17 protein-coding genes are annotated in these 18,104 nt (G+C 62.3%); 13 read left to right on the top strand and 4 right to left on the bottom strand.

Annotated elements, in window-relative coordinates; translation table 11 throughout:
* The first annotated feature begins 5 nt into the window (after window positions 1-5).
* The 9 genes from lipA to ACPWR9_RS02665 all read left to right on the top strand — a co-directional run bounded on the left by lipA (window position 6) and on the right by ACPWR9_RS02665 (window position 10,953).
* Window positions 6-1,010 (top strand): lipoyl synthase, encoded by a 1,005-nt coding sequence (gene lipA / locus ACPWR9_RS02705; protein WP_150679868.1) that lies wholly within the window; start codon window positions 6-8, stop codon window positions 1,008-1,010.
* A gap of 398 nt (window positions 1,011-1,408) precedes the next feature.
* Window positions 1,409-2,293: an N-formylglutamate amidohydrolase gene (locus ACPWR9_RS02700; RefSeq protein ID WP_426296587.1), complete on the top strand. Its 885-nt coding sequence runs from the start codon at window positions 1,409-1,411 to the stop codon at window positions 2,291-2,293.
* Window positions 2,293-3,072 carry an IclR family transcriptional regulator gene (locus tag ACPWR9_RS02695; RefSeq protein ID WP_150679870.1) on the top strand — a complete coding sequence of 260 codons (780 nt, stop codon included), beginning with the start codon at window positions 2,293-2,295 and terminating at the stop codon, window positions 3,070-3,072. Before ACPWR9_RS02700 ends, ACPWR9_RS02695 begins: the two co-directional genes overlap by 1 nt.
* 380 nt (window positions 3,073-3,452) lie before the next feature.
* Window positions 3,453-4,424: an ABC transporter substrate-binding protein gene (locus ACPWR9_RS02690; protein ID WP_058377055.1), complete on the top strand. Its 972-nt coding sequence runs from the start codon at window positions 3,453-3,455 to the stop codon at window positions 4,422-4,424.
* 13 nt (window positions 4,425-4,437) lie between these two features.
* Entirely contained in the window at window positions 4,438-5,271 is an 834-nt protein-coding gene (locus ACPWR9_RS02685) for an ABC transporter permease (protein ID WP_426296588.1), read from the top strand.
* A 10-nt stretch (window positions 5,272-5,281) separates the two neighbouring features.
* Window positions 5,282-6,076 (top strand): ABC transporter ATP-binding protein, encoded by a 795-nt coding sequence (locus ACPWR9_RS02680; protein ID WP_150679873.1) that lies wholly within the window; start codon window positions 5,282-5,284, stop codon window positions 6,074-6,076.
* Between the two features lie 44 nt (window positions 6,077-6,120).
* Entirely contained in the window at window positions 6,121-7,407 is a 1,287-nt protein-coding gene (locus ACPWR9_RS02675) for a dicarboxylate/amino acid:cation symporter (protein ID WP_150679874.1), read from the top strand.
* Between the two features lie 208 nt (window positions 7,408-7,615).
* Window positions 7,616-9,610, top strand: coding sequence for a sensor histidine kinase (locus ACPWR9_RS02670; protein ID WP_426296589.1), 1,995 nt, complete (start codon window positions 7,616-7,618; stop codon window positions 9,608-9,610).
* Complete coding sequence (locus tag ACPWR9_RS02665) at window positions 9,610-10,953, top strand: sigma-54-dependent transcriptional regulator (protein ID WP_426296645.1); 1,344 nt, start codon at window positions 9,610-9,612, stop codon at window positions 10,951-10,953. Before ACPWR9_RS02670 ends, ACPWR9_RS02665 begins: the two co-directional genes overlap by 1 nt.
* Window positions 10,954-11,035: 82 nt before the next feature.
* Here the strand turns inward: ACPWR9_RS02665 and ACPWR9_RS02660 are convergent, their stop codons facing one another.
* Window positions 11,036-11,560, bottom strand: coding sequence for a TlpA disulfide reductase family protein (locus tag ACPWR9_RS02660; RefSeq protein ID WP_426296590.1), 525 nt, complete (start codon window positions 11,558-11,560; stop codon window positions 11,036-11,038).
* A gap of 85 nt (window positions 11,561-11,645) precedes the next feature.
* Window positions 11,646-12,284 carry a thioredoxin gene (locus ACPWR9_RS02655; RefSeq protein ID WP_426296591.1) on the bottom strand — a complete coding sequence of 213 codons (639 nt, stop codon included), beginning with the start codon at window positions 12,282-12,284 and terminating at the stop codon, window positions 11,646-11,648.
* Between the two features lie 94 nt (window positions 12,285-12,378).
* Here ACPWR9_RS02655 and ACPWR9_RS02650 point away from each other — a divergent pair, with 94 nt between their 5' ends.
* On the top strand, window positions 12,379-12,918 hold the full coding sequence (locus ACPWR9_RS02650; protein ID WP_426296592.1) for a hypothetical protein: 540 nt from the start codon (window positions 12,379-12,381) through the stop codon (window positions 12,916-12,918).
* Between the two features lie 21 nt (window positions 12,919-12,939).
* Here the strand turns inward: ACPWR9_RS02650 and ACPWR9_RS02645 are convergent, their stop codons facing one another.
* A complete protein-coding gene (locus tag ACPWR9_RS02645) occupies window positions 12,940-14,472 on the bottom strand; it encodes a YifB family Mg chelatase-like AAA ATPase (RefSeq protein WP_426296593.1) in 1,533 nt (510 codons plus the stop codon).
* A 218-nt stretch (window positions 14,473-14,690) separates the two neighbouring features.
* Window positions 14,691-14,939, bottom strand: a complete 249-nt coding sequence (locus ACPWR9_RS02640; protein ID WP_150679879.1) for an accessory factor UbiK family protein — start codon at window positions 14,937-14,939, stop codon at window positions 14,691-14,693.
* 385 nt (window positions 14,940-15,324) lie between these two features.
* On the opposite strand from ACPWR9_RS02640, the gene ACPWR9_RS02635 reads away from it, so the two are divergent.
* The 3 genes from ACPWR9_RS02635 to amt are packed head-to-tail and all read left to right on the top strand — an operon-like array spanning window position 15,325 to window position 18,088.
* Window positions 15,325-16,167 carry a TorF family putative porin gene (locus tag ACPWR9_RS02635; protein WP_426296594.1) on the top strand — a complete coding sequence of 281 codons (843 nt, stop codon included), beginning with the start codon at window positions 15,325-15,327 and terminating at the stop codon, window positions 16,165-16,167.
* 13 nt (window positions 16,168-16,180) lie between these two features.
* Window positions 16,181-16,519, top strand: coding sequence for a P-II family nitrogen regulator (locus ACPWR9_RS02630; RefSeq protein ID WP_150679881.1), 339 nt, complete (start codon window positions 16,181-16,183; stop codon window positions 16,517-16,519).
* Between the two features lie 24 nt (window positions 16,520-16,543).
* A complete protein-coding gene (gene amt, locus ACPWR9_RS02625; RefSeq protein WP_426296595.1) occupies window positions 16,544-18,088 on the top strand; it encodes an ammonium transporter in 1,545 nt (514 codons plus the stop codon).
* Window positions 18,089-18,104: the final 16 nt, after the last annotated feature.

The following is an 18,104-nucleotide window of genomic DNA, read 5'->3' as shown; positions in this document are numbered from 1 at the left end:
CCATCATGACCACCACTGTGAACGACACCGCGAGCAAGGAAGTTCGCACGATCGATGGCGATTACGACGCCACCGCCAAGCAGAAGTCACAAGCCAAGACGGCGCGCATTCCGATCAAGATCGTGCCGATCGAGCGGCTGAAGAAGCCGGACTGGATTCGTGTGAAGGCGGCTACGCATACGTCGCGTTTCTACGAGATCAAGCAGATTTTGCGCGAGCACAACCTGCACACCGTGTGTGAAGAGGCGAGCTGCCCGAATATCGGCGAGTGCTTCGGCAAGGGCACGGCCACGTTCATGATCATGGGCGACAAGTGCACGCGCCGTTGCCCGTTCTGCGACGTGGGTCACGGCCGCCCGGACCCGCTCGACGCAGACGAACCGCTGAACCTCGCCAAGACCATTGCGGCAATGCGCCTCAAGTACGTGGTGATCACCAGCGTCGACCGTGACGACCTGCGCGATGGCGGTGCCCAGCACTTCGTCGATTGCATTCGCCACGTGCGCGAGTTGTCGCCGCAAACCCGCATCGAAATCCTGACGCCGGACTTCCGTGCCCGTCTGGACCGTGCGCTGGGCATCCTGAACGCCGCACCGCCCGACGTGATGAACCACAACCTCGAAACGGTGCCGCGTCTGTACAAGGAAGCGCGCCCGGGCTCGGACTACCAGCATTCGCTCACGCTGCTCAAAGAGTTCAAGGCGAAGCATCCGGACGTGGCAACGAAGTCGGGCCTGATGGTCGGCTTGGGCGAGACGGACGAGGAAATTCTGGAAGTCATGCGCGATTTGCGTGCCCACAACGTCGACATGCTGACGATCGGCCAGTACCTCCAGCCGTCGGAGCACCACTTGGCCGTGCGCCGTTATGTGACGCCGGACACCTTCAAGATGTTCGAAGAAGAAGCCTACAAGATGGGCTTCACGCACGCCGCCGTCGGGGCGATGGTGCGTTCGAGCTATCACGCCGACGTGCAGGCCCACGAAGCCGGCGTGGCCGACGCCATCTAAGGCGAGAAATGAAGCGAACCCCGGGCGGCCAAATCCCGGGGTACCCAAGAGCGGACTGTGCCTCACAGTCCGCTTTTTTATTGGGCGAGTCGAAAAAGTCATTACGAGCCATCACACGCGTCGCCCGGTTCGATACGCAATACGCTCGCAATAGGTTCGTAAAACGCCTACGACCGCAGGGAAAACGTACCGAACCGTCATCGTTCTGCCATTAACGTCGCGCATTCGCCGCGACGACAAGCGCGTCTCTCCCTATCGCGCGCCGAAATATGTTGTAACAACCATCACCTTGTCGCCCCTCCGGCGTTGTTTCAGAATATTGAAACCTTGTTTTGCTGGTCAAAACGAAGGGTTCGCGATTCGCGAGCGAGTGTTCCGAACGTACGTGAGGAGACGGCATGTCCCGTCAGGTGACCGAGGGTCGATATTTTGTGGAGGCGCCGCAAGCCGGGCGAGGTGGGCAATTGCTCCGCCACCCGCTGGTATTCGACGCGCCACACAGCGGCCACGTGTTCCCGCCCGACTTCGATACCATCGCCCCGACGGCGGCCATTCACGCTTGTGGCGACGCTTACGTCGACGAACTGTGGTCCATCGTCACGCAACACGGTGCGACGCTCGTCGCCGCGCTCTTCCCGCGCGCTTATATCGATCCGAATCGCGCCGTCCACGATATCGACCCCGAGTTACTGGCCAGCCTGTGGCCGCACGACGCGCGCCCCGAGGCGTATAGCGAGCGAGGCGTCGGCCTGCTGCATCGCTTTGCCGCGCCGAACCAGCCGCTGTACGACCGGCGGCTGAGCGTGGCCGAGGTGGAGCGCCGGATCAACGATTACTACCTGCCGTACCGACAGGCGTTGCGCGATGCGCTCGACGCCGCCTGGAACGAATACGGCGTGGTCTGGCATCTCGATTGCCACTCGATGAGCTCGCGCGGCGGTGCGCTCGACCCCGATGCCGGGATGTCGCGCGCCGACGTGATCGTGAGCGACTACGACGGCACGACGGCCGACCCGGCGTTCTCGCGCTGGTTGATCGCCGAGTTCACGCGGCTGGGCTTTCGCGTGGCGTACAACACGCCCTATCGCGGCGGCGACATCGTGCGTCACTTCGGACGGCCTGCCGAGCGCCGACACAGCGTGCAAATCGAGCTGAACCGGGCGCTTTACATGAATGAATCACGCGGCGAGAAACATGACGGTTTCGCGTCGCTGCAATCGCAACTAGGGCAATTTGCGGCGGCGCTCGCCGCGTATGCCGAACAACATAGCGAGGAAGCTTGATGGACTACACAGTCGCTTCGGTCGACACGGCGCTTTCGCTGCTGTCGCTGGTCGGGGAGTGCCCCGGTCTGGGTGTGACGGAACTGGCGCAACGCGCTGGCCTGAACAAGTCACGTGCGTTTCGCCTGCTGGCGACGCTCGAACAGCACCGCTGGGTCGTGCGAGAGGGCAGCCCCGTGACCTACGTGCTCGGCGCGCAAGCGCTGGTGCTTGGTGTGGCGGGCCACGAGCAGGTGAATCTGGTGAAGGTGGCGCATCGCCACATCCAGTCGCTCAACCGTGCGCTCAACGAGAACATTCAACTGCGCGTGCGCGACGGCCTCGAGTCGCTGTGCGTGGCGCGCGTGGAATCGACCCACGAACTGCGCGTGCATGGCGTGGTCGGTAATCGCCGCCCGCTGTACGTCGGTGCATCGGGCCGTGTGCTGCTGGCGTTTGCGTCGGACGACGTGCGCGCCCAAGTGCTGGGCCGTCCGCGCAAGCGCTTCACCGCAGGCACGCTGATCGAGCGTGATGAACTTGCCGCTGAGTTGCTTAACGTGCGTACGCAAGACTGCGCGGTGAGCTTTGGTGAACTGGCCCCGGAAGCGGTGTCGGTTGCCGTGCCGGTGCGCGATGCTTCGGGCGAAGTGATTGCGTCGCTGTCGGCATCGGGCCCGTCCTCGCGGATGACCCGCGCGTTGCTGCCGGATATCTCATCGCGCTTGTCGGCCTGCGCCGCGGAAATTTCCGCCGAGCTGGGCTATCAGGTGCAAGTGCCGGAAGTGCTGTCGGCCTGACGTTCGCGACAGCAGCACATCGACCGGCCGGTGCTTTCAATGCTTCGGCCGGCGGTGGCGTCGCCAACGCGTTACCCGCCCGCAACGTGCCCAAATCGCCGCGGATTTTTCAACGTTCCGTTGTGCGTTAGCCGTCTCGGGGTTTGCCCCCATCCGCGTCGCGAGATTTCCCCATTTCGCTCAAAATTCCGGAAATCCAGAAACAATATTCTGAGTTTTTCTGGATTTCCGTATACCCGACCATCGGGTTTTCCACACTTTCTCCCAAATAAATCAAAGACATAGTTTGCTGGCATGACTATTGCTCTCTTACGAGCGTGCTGCTGCGTTGTCTGGATTCCCGACAACGCGCAAGCCGATCTAATAAGAGAGGAGACCTTATGTTCAAGCAATGTCTTGCCGCCGCGGCCTTGTGCGCGGTTTCGCTGCACGCTTTCGCCGACGATCTGGTGCGTCTGGGCAACCTGAAGTTCGCCCACTACGGCGCCGTGTCGTACATGAAAGTGATCGGCCCGAAGTACGGCCTGAAGATCGAAGAACGTATGTTCGCCAAGGGTGTGGACATCATGCCGGCGATCGTTGCCGGTCAGATCGACGTGTCGGCAAGCGCGCTTGATGCCGCCATCGCAGGTCGTGCGCAGGGGGCGCCGATTTACGCTGTGGCCGGTTTCGCCAAGGGCGGCGTGCGCCTCGTGTCGAAGAAAGGCATTGCTGTCACGAAGGTGGCTGATCTCAAGGGTAAGAAGGTGGGTGTCGCCCGTGGCGGCGCACAGGAACTCATCCTCTACGCAGAACTGGCAAAGGCCGGTCTGACGTGGTCGGATCAGCCGGGTGCCAAGGACGTGCAGATTCTGTTCATGGCCTACGCCGATCTGAACCAAGCCCTCGCCGCCGGTAGCATCGATGCCATGTGCCAGTCGGAGCCGCAAGCTTCGCAAGCCATCAACAAGGGCTTCGGCGTCGAAATGCTCAAGCCGTACGACACGCCGATCGGCGAGCCGGTGCGCGCCCTCGTCATTACGGAAAAGCTCTACAAGGAAAAGCCGGACGTGGCCCAACGTCTGATGTACGCCTTCGTGGAAGCAACCGACTACTTCATCAAGAACCCGCAAGCGGCCGAGAAGTACGTGCGTGAAGACATGTTCAAGAACCAGATCACGCAGCAAGACTTCACCGATGCCATCGGCAACTCGCCGTACAGCTACGATCTGAGCACGTCGCACGTGCAGCTCACCACCGACCTGATGAAGCAGTACGGCGTGGGCAAGCTGCAAGATCCGGTGCCGAAGGCTAACGACTGGGTCAAGCTCGACCTGCTCGCCAATGCCAAGACCAAGCTGAACATCAAGTAAGGCGAGGTCACTAGTGGCAGCTGTTCTTGCTTCCTCCGGCTCGCGCTCGTCGCGCGCGCTACGCGGCGTGTTGATTCCGCTCGCGGTCGTGGTGATCTGGCAGATCATCACCGGCCTCGAGTGGATCAACCCGATCATTCTCCCGTCGCCGGTCGCGGTCGTGACCAAGTGGTGGCAGTACCTCAAGCCGACCGTGACGATGGCCGAGGGCTTCGGCGCGTGGCTGCATTCGAGCGAACTGCTCACCGATGCGGCCAATAGTCTCTATCGCGTGATCATGGGCTTTCTGGTCGGCACGGTGATCGCCTTGCCGCTCGGGCTGCTCATGGGCACGAGCACCCGCATCTACGGCTTGTTCAATCCGCTGGTGCAAGTGGTGCGTCCGATCCCCCCGATTGCCTACATTCCGCTGGCCATTCTGTGGTTCGGTCTGGGTAACCCGCCCGCGTTCTTCCTCATCGCACTCGGGGCGTTCTTCCCTGTGCTGATGAATACGATCGCTGGCGTGCGCCATGTCGACGGGATCTATCTGCGCGCGGCACGCAACCTCGGTGCGGGCCAGTTCACGATCTTCCGCCGCGTGATCATGCCGGCAGCGACGCCGTACATCCTGTCGGGCATTCGCATCGGTATCGGTACCGCTTTCATCGTGGTGATCGTGGCCGAGATGATTGCCGTGAACAACGGGCTGGGCTACCGCATTCTGGAAGCGCGCGAGTACATGTGGTCCGACAAGATCATCGCCGGCATGCTGACCATCGGCCTGCTCGGTCTGGTGATCGATCTGGGCATGGATCGTCTCAATAACCACCTGCTCAAGTGGCATCGTGGTCTGGAAACCAAGTGAGGCGAACGACATGCTGATCGAAATCGAACACGTCAACAAACAGTTCGCCGTTCCGGGCGGCACCGTCGATGCGCTCAAGAACATCGACCTGAATATCGGCACGGGCGAGTTCGTCTGTCTGCTGGGGCCTTCGGGCTGCGGCAAGTCGACGCTGCTCAACGCGCTGGCTGGCTTTGTGCAACCCACGTCGGGTGCGATTCGCATCGACGGCCGCGCGGACGCGGCTGCCGAGCCGGGCCCGGATCGCGGCATGGTGTTTCAGGAATACGCACTGTTTCCGTGGATGACGGTGGCGCAGAACATCGCGTTCGGACTGGAAATCAAGGGCATGAAGCGCGCCGAGATCAACGAGCGCGTGGACTTGCTGCTGGGCAAACTCAATTTGCGCGAGTTCCGCGAGCGGTTTCCGCGCGATCTGTCGGGTGGCATGCGTCAGCGTGTGGCAATTGCCCGCGTGCTGGCGCTCGACAGCCCGATCATGCTCATGGACGAGCCGTTCGGCGCGCTCGACGCCCTCACGCGTCGTACGTTGCAAGACGAGCTGCTGCGCATTTGGGAGGAATTCAAGAAGACGATCATTTTCGTCACACACAGCATCGAGGAGTCGATCTATCTGGCCGACCGGGTCGTCGTCATGACGTACCGGCCGGGCACGGTCAAGCGGGACATGGCAATCGAATTGCCGCGCCCACGCGACACGGCAGGCAGCGAATTCAATGAATTGAAGAAGGAGCTGGCCCAGATGGTGATGGAGGAGCAAATGCGCTTCGCGCAAAGCGAGATCCGCGGGGTCACCGCAGATTAATAACAAGGGTGGTGGCTTGCCCCGCCGCCTGAAGAGGAAACAACATGCAAACGAAGACCAAGAAACCCTTTTACCGCATCCTGTACGTGCAGGTGCTGATCGCCATCGTGATCGGCGTGCTGCTCGGCCATTTCAAGCCCGATCTGGCCGTGCAGATGAAGCCGCTCGGCGATGCGTTCATTAAGCTGATCAAGATGATCATCGGCCCGGTGATCTTCTGTACCGTCGTGACCGGTATTGCCGGCATGGAAGACATGAAGAAGGTCGGCCGCGTCGGTGGTAAGGCGCTGATCTACTTCGAAGTCGTCTCGACGCTCGCGCTGGTGATCGGTCTGATGGCGACGCACATCCTGAAGCCGGGTGCCGGCTTTAACGTCGATATCAGCACGCTCGATCCGAAGGCGATCGCGGGTTACGCCGAGAAGGCTGCCCACGGCGATACGTTCGTCGACTTCCTGCTGCACCTGATCCCGAACACCATCACCGATGCGTTCGCCAAGGGTGAGATTCTCCAGATCCTCGTGATCGCTATTCTGTTCGGTGCCGCGTTGGGCATGATCGGTGAGCGTGGTCGCGTGGTGACGGGCTGGATCGACAGCGTCTCCGGCGTGCTGTTCCGCGTTGTGCACATCATCACCAAGGTTGCCCCGCTGGGTGCTTTCGGTGCAATGGCCTTCACGATCGGTAAGTACGGTATCGCCTCGCTGGTGCCGCTCGCGAAGCTGATGGGTACGTTCTACCTGACGTCGTTCCTGTTCGTGATCGTCGTGCTGGGTCTGATCGCCAAGTTCACGGGCTTCTCGATCTTCCGCTTCCTTGCATACATCAAGGAAGAGCTGCTGATCGTGCTGGGTACGAGCTCGTCGGAAGCTGCGCTGCCGCACCTGATGGAAAAGATGGAGAAGGCCGGTTGCTCGAAGTCGGTGGTGGGTCTGGTGATCCCGACCGGTTACTCGTTCAACCTGGACGGCACGAACATCTACATGACGATGGCCGTGCTCTTCATTGCGCAAGCGACCAACATCGATCTGACCTGGGGCCAACAGCTCACGCTGCTCGCCGTGGCGATGCTGACCTCGAAGGGCGCTTCGGGCGTGACCGGCGCGGGCTTCATCACGCTCGCCGCAACGCTGGCCGTGATTCCGACGATTCCGGTCGCCGGGATGGTGCTGATTCTCGGTATCGACCGCTTCATGAGCGAGTGCCGTGCCCTGACCAACATCTGCGGTAACGGCGTTGCCACGATCGTTGTGTCGGCCTGGGAAAAGGAACTGGATCGTAAGAAGCTCGCCGAAGCGATGTCGGGCAAGAAGGGTCCGGAACTGGCCTGAAGTTAGGGCGCAGGCGGGGAGCGGTTTTCCCCGCCGGGTGGAACATTCGCCACCGGGCGGTGCGGCACAGGCACAATAGCGCCTGAGCTTCGCCGCCCGGTGGTCCTTTGGTTCCGCGATTGCGGCAGGCAGTGCGACCGCACGCTGCCTGCCGCAATCGCCTGAACCGGCAATGCTAAAGGCATGCAATTGCTGTAACACCGCCAACATGGCCACCCTGCAAGACAATTCGATCCGCGCACGTCAGAGCGAGCGCCCCTCGGGGACTGCCGCACCGCACGTGAATTCAGCGGAGCGCCGGCGCGACGAAGTCCCGATCGAACTCGAAAGGACTGTGCCGATGCGCCGTTGGTTGTGGATCGCCGCCATGCTCGTGGTGAGCGCCCTGTTTTGCTGGTTGACGTACGCGCTGAGCTGGCAGCGCGGCGTGGCCGACCTGCGCGTGAACGCCGGTGCGCGTGTGGAGCGCTACGCCGGGAGTCTGCGCAGCACCGTCGACCGCTACGAATTCCTGCCCTACCTGCTCTCGCTGCACCCGTACGTGCACGATCTGCTGCTGCATCCCGAAGACCGTGCGGTCGTGCAGCGTGCCAACGATTATTTGTTCGATGTGAATCAGCGCGCGAAAGCGTCGGCGGCTTATGTCATCAATGCCAATGGGTTAGCGCTGGCGGCGAGCAACTGGCGCGAGAAGGCGACGTTCGTGGGGCAGGAGTATCGCTTCCGCCCGTATTTCATCGACGCCATCGGCGGTGCGCTTGGCCGGTTTTACGGCGTGGGGACCACCTCGGGCGAGCCGGGCTACTTCGTCTCGCAGCCGATTCTGGTGGATGGAAAGATTCAGGGCGTGGTTGTCGTCAAACTGAATCTGGAATGGTTTCAGCGGGCGGGGGCCGATGCGTCCGAGCCGGTGGTGGTGGCCGACGATCACGGCGTGGTGTTTCTCTCGTCGGAGCCGCGTTGGCAATATCGGGCGCTCGCGCCATTGGCGCCCGACGTGACGGCGGCGCTGGCGAGCACCCGGCAGTATTACAACCAGCACATCACGCCGCTGAACTGGAGTGCCGACGAGCGGCTCGATGCGGACGGCGAAGTGGTGACCGTGCGCGATGGACGCGGCGCCGGTAAGACGCGGCGCTTTCTCGCTGTGCAGCGTAAATTGGGCGAGCCCGACTGGACGCTGATGTATTTCGCGCCGCTCGATCAGGTCATTGCCAATGCGCGCATCGCGGCGGTGGCGGCGGCGTGTTTGGCAGCGTTCACTTGCTTGCTCGGCGTGGCGTGGAATCAGCGGCGACAACGCGTGCGCGATATGTTGAAGAGCCGCGAGCTATTGCAGTCGGCTTACGCCGAGTTGGGCGAGCGCGTGGCCGAGCGCACGGCAGATCTGCAATCGGCCAACGAGCGGTTGCAAACGGAAGTGCAGGAGCGCTCACGCACCGAGCACGAGTTGCGTGAAGCGCAAAGCGAGTTGGTGCAGGCATCGAAGTTGGTCGCTTTGGGGCAGATGGCGGCGGGTATTACGCACGAGTTGAATCAACCGCTCTCGGCGCTGCGCAGTTTCTCGGATAACACGCGCGTGCTGCTCGACCGGGAAGAGTACGGTGCGGCGCGTGAGAATCTGGAGGCCATTGCGTCGCTGACTGATCGCATGGGGCGCATCACGGGCCAGTTGCGTCTGTTCGCGGGACGTGCGCGTCGTGGCGACAGCGAGGCGTCGGTGCGCCGGGCGCTCGACAACACGACGATGCTGTTGCGCGGTCGCATGGCGGGCATTCAGTTGACGGTGACGTTCTCCAACGGGCTCGACGACGTGCAGGTCGCGTGTGAGAGCTTGCGGCTCGAGCAGGTGCTGATCAATGTGGTCGGCAATGCCATCGATGCCGTGGTGAGCGTGCAGCCGCCGTTGCAGCAACCACCGCAGCCGTCGATCTGGATCGATGTCGATGCCGACGAGCAGTGGGCGCGCATTTATGTGCGCGACAACGGACCCGGTATCGCACAGGCGCATATGTCGCGACTGTTCGAACCGTTTTTCAGTACCAAGGAGGGTGGTCAGGGTATGGGACTCGGACTCGCCATCTCGTCGTCCATCGCTCAGGAGAACGGCGGCCAACTGGTCGCACGTAATGTGCCGGGCGGTGGTGCGGAATTTCTCGTGACGCTGCGCCGCGTGCATCGCGCCGGCGCGACAATCGCATGATGTACAAGAACCTGCAAATCCTCTTCGTCGAAGACGACGAACTCGTGCGGCGTGCCACGCTGCAAAGCTTGCAACTCGCAGGTCTGGACGCCTTCGGACTCGCGTCTGCCGAAGCCGCGCGTGAGCGCATTACGCCGGACTTCGCTGGCATCGTGGTCTCCGACATTCGCCTGATCGGTATGAGCGGGCTGGAATTGCTCGCGCATCTGCGTCAACACGCGCCGGAAGTGCCGGTGATTCTCGTGACCGGGCACGGCGATATTTCGATGGCCGTGCAGGCGATTCGCGATGGGGCTTACGACTTCATCGAAAAACCGTTCGCACCGGATCGTCTGATCGAATCGGCGAAACGCGCGCTCGAGACACGCAAGCTCATGCTGGAGAACCAGGCGTTGCGCCGGGAACTGGCGGAGCAGGGCGGGCGGGCGTCGCGCATCATCGGTCGTAGCCCATCGATGGAGACGCTACGCACGCTGATCGCGAACGTCGCGATGACCGATGCGCCGGTGCTGATCAACGGCGATACCGGGACCGGCAAGGAGTTGGTCGCGCGCAGTTTGCATGAGTTGTCGCGCCGCCGCGATGCGCCGTTCGTTGCGCTGAACTGCGGTGCGTTGCCCGAGGCGATTTTCGAGAGCGAGATGTTCGGGCACGAAGTCGGCGCGTTCACGGGCGCGGCCAAGCGACGTATCGGTAAGTTGGAACACGCATCGGGCGGCACGCTCTTCCTCGACGAAATCGAGAGCATGCCTGCGGCGTTGCAGGTGAAGCTGCTGCGCGTGTTGCAGGACGGCGTGCTGGAGCGCCTTGGGTCGAATCAGTTGATTCGTGTCGATTGCCGCGTGGTGGCTGCTGCGAAGGGCGATATGGAGCAATTAGTGCGCGAGGGCACGTTCCGCCGCGACTTGTTCTATCGACTTAACGTGGTTACGTTGGCGCTGCCGCCGTTGCGTGAGCGACACGAAGATATCGTGCCGCTGTTCGAACACTTTCTGCTCGACGCGGCGGTGCGTTACGGGCGTCCCGCGCCGTTGGTGACGGAGCGTATGCGTCAGGAGTTGATGCAGTCGGACTGGCCGGGCAACGTGCGCGAATTGCGCAATGCGGCTGACCGTCTGGTGCTGGGTGTGGCGAGCGTGCCGCAAGACGATTCGCATGCGCCGTTGCCGCTCAAAGAGCAGGTGGAGCGCTTCGAGCGTGCGGTGTTGCAAGAGGCGCTGGATCACAGCAAAGGTAACGTCGCGGCGACAGCCGAAGCGCTGCATGTGCCGAAGGCCACGTTGTATGAAAAGCTCAAGCGCTATGGCTTGCAGACGAAGGGGCAGGGTGAAGGGGAGCGGTAAGTCGGCTGCTGGATTGCCTGCCAATCGATGAACAACAAAAAAGCGCCCTCGGGCGCTTTTTTTGTGACCGTCGTTTGCGGCTTTAGGCTTGCTTGGCCAGTGCCTTTTCGATCAGCTTGTCGAGTTCTGCGTATTCCGGCTCGCCGACGTACTGTTTGAGCACGTGGCCGTCGCGATCGACCACGAAGGTCGTCGGCGTGAGTTGCACGTTGCCGTACTGTTTGGCGACGCTGCCATCGGAATCCATCGCGACCTTAAACGGCAACTGACGCGACTGCGCGTAGTTCATGACGTACATCGGCGGGTCGTAGCTCATCGCCACTGCGACGAATTCCAGCCCTTGGCCTTTGTACTTCTCGTACGTCTGCACCATCGTCGGCATTTCCTTCATGCACGTCACGCAGCTCGTCGCCCAGAAGTTCACCAGATAGACCTTGCCCTTGAGTTGCTCGGGGCTCAGCTTTTGGCCGGAGAGCAACGTGAAGGTCGCCTGCGGCGCACGCTTCGGACCCGCGAACGTGAAGTACGCCGCAGCGGCCACGACAACGATGATCGCGACGGCGAGAATCTTGCCCAGAGGGGACTTGCGAGAGGTCGATGCGCTCATGAAACAGCCAATGTTGGTTGCGTGGGCGGGGTAGGAGCAAACATGCCCAGGGCCCCGTTCAGTGACGACGATTCTACTCTGAATCTCAGCGCGTCGTGGTGGCGCTGGCCGCGTGCAAACGCGCGCGGGCATTGGCGATGGCGTCGTCGAGATACGCGCCGTAGAAGTCCGGCAGGCCTGCGCCGATCAGTGGGTCGGCAATAGCGCGTCCGTTCGTATCGAGGAACAAAACCGTCGGCGAAACCTTGACGCCATGGGCACGTGCCCACGCTTTGCCGGTGGTCGTGCTGCCGTCGAAATCGCGCACTGGGGCCGTGCTGTCCATGCCGATTTCGCGCACCTCGTACTTGCCGCTGCGAACCAGTGGCGCGAGTTCGCGCTGGCGGATCGGGCCGCAGTAGGCACAGTCGCGCAGCGAGACGAGCACGATCAACGGCGCGTCGAGCGCGACAGCACGACGCGCGTGGGCGGCGAAGTCGGTGGCGGCGGGGAGGGTGGCATTAACTGTTGAGGCTGTTGAGGCCGTTGCGGCCGTTGATGGCGCTGCACTGGTGAATGTCGGCGTAACGCTGAAAACTGTGCAGAACACCGCGCCGAGTACCGCCGCCGCGCTTAGTCCACCCACGCCGACAAGATGGCGGAGGGTTCGGGCGAGGGCGCGCAGCATGGTCGCGACGGGGGCGGAACGGCGTGTCATGGCGCCGATGATACCGGGTTCCGGCATGGCGCGTTCCTTGTGGCGCAACCCACCGTGACGCAACCCCCGCGCCGGATGACGGATAATGGCCGACTTCCTTCACCGATTCCCGCCATTCGCTATGAACCGCGTTGTCCGTGTCTTTGCCGCTCTCGGTACTTTGGCCGCGCTTGTCGCCTGTACGCCTCGCTACGATTGGCGTGAAGTTCACGACAAGGACGGTGCTTACGCGGTGACGTACCCGGCCAAACCGACGCAGGATGCTCGCGAAGTGAAGTTCGCCTCCGGCGCGTTGCCGATGCGCATGCAGGCGGCACGCGTCGATGCGGCGCTGTTCGCCGTCGGCGTTGTGACTTTGCCGAGCGATGACGCGACCCTGCGCCAGACGGTACTCACCGAGCTGCAACACGGGCTGCTGGCTAACGTGAGCGATGTCGCCGCAACACCGACGCAGGTGATGGTGCGTCAGGCGGGCGATGCGCCATCGGTGCCGGGGCTCGGTGTAGCTGCTCAAGGCATGGCGAGCGACAAGACTGAGCGCTACGTCGCCGCACGCTTTGTCGGACGTGGCAATCATGTCTATCAGGTAGTCGTGCTTGCCACGAAAGCGCCTGCCAAGGATCAGGTCGATCAATTCCTCGATTCGTTCACGCTGGAGTGATGGTGAGCGCGGGGCGGGGCGTCACGTGGCCGTCGCCTCCCGATACTGCACTGCCTCAGCGATGTGATCCACATTGATGTCTTCGCACGCGGCGATATCGGCGACCGTGCGCGCAACACGCAACACCCGGTGATAGGTGCGGGCCGACCAGTGATGCCGCTCGACGGCACGGTGTAGTACCTCGCGCGCGTTGTCGCGTAATGTGCAGTGCGTTTCCAATGAGCGGCCGGATAGGTGGCAATTCAATTGGCCTTGCCGCGCGTGCTGTCGCTCGCGTGCCTGCTGAACGCGTAACGCCACGACAGCGCTGCGTTCTCCTTGCGCCGGACCGGCTAAGGTCTCTGCACTCAAGGCCGGGACACCGACATGCAGATCGATACGATCGAGCAACGGCCCGGATAAACGATTCCGATAACGCGTGACCGCTTCGCTGCTACAGCGACATGCGCGCGACGGATGCCCGAGGTCGCCGCACGGGCATGGATTCATCGCAGCGATCAATTGAAAGACCGCGGGGAATGCTGCGCGCGCCGATGCACGCGAGATCGTGACGTGTCCAAGTTCGAGCGGTTCTCGTAGGACTTCAAGCACGCGCCTCTGAAACTCGGGCAATTCGTCGAGGAACAAAATGCCGCGGTGCGCGAGACTAATTTCGCCGGGGCGAGGGATGCTGCCGCCACCCACGAGCGCTCCCGCCGAAGCCGTGTGATGCGGTGCGCGAAATGGCCGTTTGCCCCAACAACTTTTGATATCGAGTCCTGTAGCACTCAGACTAGCAAGCGTGGCGACTTCCACCGCTTCAGCGGTACTTAAGGGTGGCAGCAATGTGATGAGCCGCATTGCCAACATCGATTTGCCAGTCCCCGGTGGGCCATGCAGCAACACGTGATGCCCGCCAGCGGCGGCTACTTCAAGTGCCCGCTTGGCATGATCCTGGCCTTTGATATCGGCGAGATCTGGCTGGTCGCCGGCGGTATCCTCGTTGTCTGGATTGCGGCGACCCATTACGCATGCACGCGACAGTCGCATCGCCGCGTCTCCCTCGGCGAGATGCGCACACACATCGAGCAGCGTGCGTGCGCCATAAATCGTCGCGGTTTCCACCAGCGCGGCTTCTTGCGCGTTGGCCATGGGCAGTACCAACGCGCGGTCTCCGGGAGATGCCGCAACGGCGCTCGCCATTGCCAATCCGCCGCGGATGGGCCGCAACTCACCCGAGAGCGATAACTCCCCCGCAAACTCGTGCGTACGCAATCCTGATTCCGGTAATTGCCCGCTCGCCGCGAGAATACCCAGCGCAATCGGTAGATCGAAACACCCGGATGCCTTCGGCAAGTCGGCTGGAGCGAGATTGATGGTGATCCTTCGCGCCGGAAATTCGAATCGACTGTTCTGGAGCGCGCATCGCACGCGCTCGCGGCTTTCCTTCACTTCCGTGTCGGGGAGTCCGACAAGCGACAACCCGGGCAATCCGTTCGCCAGATGCACTTCGACCCGCACCGGCCTCGCGGCCATCCCGGTCAGCGCCCGACTGCTGACAACGGCCAATGACATGACGTCCCCTCTCGTATTCGATGACGATCGATAGTCGCCGACAGCATTGGCGTGTCGCAACGCCCTATCGCATCGTTAGGGGATTTTTCGGAATTGCAGCGGGAGATTTACGGCAGAAGCTGCCGATCGGTCGGAGCCGTCCGAGGGCAGAGGCGGACATGAGCGCATGGCCCATCCCCAGAAACAACAAAGGGCGCCGAAGCGCCCCGTTTTAAGCCTTAGTCCTGCGCTTCATTACGCAGGCTTTCCAGCGCCGCGACGCGCTGCTCGAGGGCTTCGAGCTTCTCGCGGGTGCGCGCCAGCACTTGGGCCTGCACATCGAATTCTTCGCGCGTGACCAGATCGAGGCGCGTGAACCCCTGGTTCAACAGGCTTTTGACATTGCGCTCGATATCCTTGGCGGGCGATTGCTTGAGCATCTCGCTCACCTTGGCTTGCATGTCTTGCAGGATCTCGTTCGGTTTCATAAGCCTTCCTCTCATCATTTCTGCGCACCAATGTGGTGCTTGCACCGTCCGTGTGCTTCGCGCCAGCCGTCCGGCCGTCCGTCCGTTGCAACGTGGTGCACGCGCACAGGGGCCGTCAACGTTGGCGCAACTCTATCACCGTTTTCTGCGTCCAGCCAGCGCTCAGGCCCGCCCAGCCGCCCCCTGCCCGTGACAGGCCAAGCCCGTCCCGTGTCTCAGGCGTCCTCACGTTCCCCGCAATTTTGCCAATTTTTTATCTCGGAATCCGTATCTTGCGCGTCGCAGCGTGGGTGATGGCAAGACCTGGCACGGGAGTTGCTCTACCTGTTCCCGGAACCTGCCGCACGCTGTACCAAGACGAATGATTTCAACTTAGGGGAAAGTGATGAATAAAGTGTCAACTGCGATGGCTGGCTGTGTGTTCTTCGGTGCAATGGCATTGTCGGCTGGCGCATACGCGCAAGCGGCCGCCGATGGCAGCGCACCCGCGGCAGCGCCGGCTGCTGCACCGGCCGCCGCCGATGCGGCCGCCGAACCGCTGACGGTGACCGCGAACATCGGTCTGTTCTCGGACTACCGGTTCCGCGGCATTTCGCAAACGGGTAAGCGTCCGGCAGTGCAGGGCGGCTTCGATCTGGCGCACGAATCCGGGCTGTACGCCGGGGTGTGGGCGTCGAATATCAGCTGGATCTCGGATGGCAACTCGGCGGTCAGCGCACCGATCGAGATGGACTTCTACGGCGGCTGGAAGAAGGAAATCATTCCCGACTGGACCATCGACTTCGGTGGCCTCCAGTACTACTACCCGGGCAGCTATCCGTCCGGTGCTTACTACCCGCGTCCGCACACGTTCGAGCTGTACGCGGCCGTGGGCTGGAAAACCATCACGCTGAAGTACTCGCACGCGCTCACGCGCCTGTTCGGTCTCGTGGGCCCCAACGGTGAAGACACCTCCGGCAGCGGCTATCTCGACCTGACCGGCACGTACGACACCGGCTTCTGGGGCATTTCGGCCGTCGGTCACGTGGGCCATCAGTGGGTGCACAACTTCAGCGCCGCAAGCTACACCGACTGGAAGATCAGCCTGTCGAAAGACCTCGGCAAGAACTTCTCCGTGTCGGTCGCCTACGTCGACACCAACGCCAAGGAGCAGTACTACACCGCCGCAAATTCGGGCAAAGTGCTTTCCAAGGCCACCGTCGTCGTAAGCGTGTCGAAGACATTCTAAGGAGCGACTCATCATGAAGCTGATTACCGCAATTGTGAAACCCTTCAAGCTCGACGAGGTGCGCGAAGCCCTCTCGAACATTGGCGTGGCGGGTATCACGGTCACCGAAGTTAAAGGCTTCGGCCGCCAAAAAGGCCACACCGAGCTGTACCGTGGCGCAGAGTACGTCGTCGATTTTCTTCCGAAGGTGAAGATCGAGGCGGTAATCAGCGATGCCCTGCTCGATCAGGCCATCGATGCTATCGAACAGGCTGCCCGAACCGGCAAGATCGGTGACGGCAAGATCTTCGTGTCCAACGTCGAGCACGTGGTCCGCATCCGTACGGGAGAGACCGGCGAAGACGCGCTGTAAGGTCCTACAAAAGAGACAACAATCATGAAAAAACTGCTTGCCAAACTCTTGCTCGCCGGCGCCTTTATGGGTGTCGTCGGTGCCGCCGGCCTCGGTTCGTCCGTGGCCCTCGCCCAGGACGCTTCGGCCCCTGCCGCCGCTTCGCAAACGGCTTCACCCGCACCGGCTGCCGCGGCAGCTACCCCTGCAACCCCTGCCGCAGCACCGGCCCCGGCAGCCGCCGCGGCCCCCGCACCCGCGGCCGAACCCACGCCCGTGCCCCCGAACAAGGGCGACACGGCATGGCTGCTCACCTGCACGGCGTTCGTGATTCTCATGACGCTGCCCGGCCTCGGCCTGTTCTACGGCGGGCTGGTCCGCTCGAAGAACATGCTCTCGGTGCTGATGCAGTGTTTCATCATCTTTTCGCTGGTGGTGGTGCTCTGGTCGATTTACGGCTACAGCATCGCGTTCACCGAAGGCGGGCCATTCTTCGGCGGCTTTGACCGGCTGTTCCTGAAGGGCATGACGCCAGATTCGGTCGCTGCCACCTTCACAAAGGGCGTGAACGTGCCCGAGTACGCCTACATGGCCTTCCAGGCAGCGTTTGCAGCCATTACCTGCGCGCTGATCGTGGGTGCGTTTGCTGAGCGTGCCAAGTTCTCGGCCGTGCTGCTCTTCACCGTGATCTGGTTCACGTTCTCGTACCTGCCGATGGCCCACATGGTGTGGTTCTGGCCGGGTCCGGACGCCTTCACCGATCAGGCTGCCGCCGACGCCGCTACGGCACACGCAGGCTGGCTGTTCCAGAAGGGCGCGCTCGACTACGCAGGCGGCACGGTGGTGCACATCAATGCCGCTATTGCCGGGCTGGTCGGTTCGTACATGGTTGGCAAGCGCGTTGGGTTCGGCAAGGAAGCCTTCAAGCCGCACTCGCTCACCATGACGATGATCGGTGCCTCGCTGCTGTGGTTTGGCTGGTTCGGCTTTAACGCCGGTTCGGGTCTGGAAGCCAACGGCGGCGCTGCGCTGGCTTTCGTGAACACGCTGCTGGCCACCGCCGCTGCCACGCTGTCGTGGACGGCCGGTGAATGGATCGGCAAGGGCAAGCCGTCGATGCTCGGCGGTGCTTCGGGTGCTGTGGCCGGTCTGGTGGCGGTGACGCCGGCGGCTGGTTTCGTCGGCCCGATGGGCTCGATCGTGCTGGGCCTGATCGCCGGTCTGGTGTGCCTGTGGGGTGTGAACGGTCTGAAGCGCCTGCTCAAGGCCGACGATGCACTCGACGTGTTCGGCGTGCACGGCGTGGGCGGGATGCTCGGCGCCATTCTCACGGGCGTGTTTGCGGCGCCGTCGCTGGGCGGTACGGGCATCTACGACTACGTGGCCAACAAGGTGGCCCCGGATTACTCGATTGCCGGTCAGGTCTGGATTCAGTTCCAAGGCGTGCTGACCACGTTGGTGTGGTCGGGTGTGGTGGCGTTCATCGCCTTCAAGATTGCCGATATCGTCCTGGGCCTGCGGGTGCCGGAAGACGAAGAGCGCGAGGGGCTGGACATCACCTCGCACGGCGAATCGGCCTATCACAACTGATATTCGAGCGAGAGGA

Source organism: Pandoraea pneumonica, from assembly GCF_049918595.1.
Classification (GTDB): Bacteria; Pseudomonadota; Gammaproteobacteria; order Burkholderiales; family Burkholderiaceae; genus Pandoraea; species Pandoraea pneumonica_A.
Note: the sequence above shows the minus strand (reverse complement) of the source record. Positions and strands in the feature narration are given on the sequence as shown.